The sequence below is a fragment of the Nonomuraea sp. NPDC049607 genome (assembly GCF_040675375.1).
Lineage (GTDB): Bacteria > Actinomycetota > Actinomycetes > Streptosporangiales > Streptosporangiaceae > Nonomuraea.
The window spans coordinates 1-1326 of record NZ_JBFAOV010000107.1 but is presented as its reverse complement, the minus strand read 5'-3'; the positions used below and the strand labels follow the sequence as shown (position 1 = coordinate 1326).

Genomic DNA, 1326 nt, shown 5'->3' with positions numbered 1-1326 from the left:
TGCAGGGGCCGTCGGCGATGACCTGGTTGACCTCGACCCGGTCGCCCTCGGCGACGATGGGCTTCTGGTTGAAGGAGGTGCCCTGGTTGGAGCGCTTGAACTTGGCGACCCGGTACGTCGTCCGCGTGCCGTCGTCGTTCATGACGGTGACGTAGTCGGCGGAGACCTCCTCGACCACACCGGCCTTCTCGGCGCTGATGACGTCGCCGGCGTCGGTCGCGGCACGGTACTCCATGCCGGTGCCGACCAGCGGCGCCTCGCTCTTGAGCAGCGGCACCGACTGGCGCTGCATGTTGGAGCCCATGAGCGCGCGGTTGGCGTCGTCGTGCTCGAGGAACGGGATCATCGCGGTGGCCACCGACACCATCTGGCGCGGCGACACGTCGATGTAGTCGACTTCCTCGGCACGGGCGAGCTCGGTCTCACCGCCCTTGGTACGGACCAGGACGCGGGACTCGGCGAACGAACCGTCGGAGTTGAGCGTCGTGTTGGCCTGCGCCTTGACGTAGCGGTCTTCCTCGTCGGCCGTCAGGTAGTCGATCTGCTCGGTCACCTTGCCGTCGACGACCTTGCGGTAAGGCGTCTCGACGAAGCCGAAGGCGTTGATCCGGCCGTAGGAGGCCAGCGAGCCGATCAGACCGATGTTCGGGCCTTCAGGGGTCTCGATCGGGCACATCCGGCCGTAGTGGGACGGGTGCACGTCACGGACCTCGAAGCCGGCCCGCTCACGGGACAGACCACCAGGGCCGAGCGCGGACAGACGCCGCTTGTGCGTCAGGCCGGCCAGCGGGTTGGTCTGGTCCATGAACTGCGACAGCTGCGAGGTGCCGAAGAACTCCTTGATGGAGGCAACGACGGGACGGATGTTGATCAGGGTCTGCGGCGTGATCGCCTCGACGTCCTGGGTGGTCATCCGCTCGCGGACGACGCGCTCCATGCGGGCCAGGCCCAGCCGGACCTGGTTCTGGATGAGCTCGCCGACGCTGCGCAGGCGGCGGTTGCCGAAGTGGTCGATGTCGTCGACCTCGACGATCACCTCACCGTTGGCGCCCGGCATCGACTCCTCGCCCGCGTGCAGGCGGACGATGTACTCGATGGTGGCGACGATGTCCTCTTCGGTCAGCGTGCCCTGCGTGATCTCGGAGTCGACCCCGAGCTTCTTGTTGATCTTGTAGCGGCCCACCTTGGCCAGGTCGTACCGCTTGGGATTGAAGTACAGGTTCTCCAGCAAGGTCTGCGCCGACTCCTTGGTCGGCGGCTCACCCGGCCGCAGCTTGCGGTAGATGTCCAGCAGCGCGTCATCCTGACCGGCCGTGTGGTCCTTCT

1 pseudogene is annotated in these 1326 nt (G+C 66.7%); it reads right to left on the bottom strand.

Annotated elements, in window-relative coordinates:
- Positions 1 to 1326 (bottom strand): annotated as a pseudogene (locus AB0J97_RS51615) (DNA-directed RNA polymerase subunit beta); the annotation flags it as partial.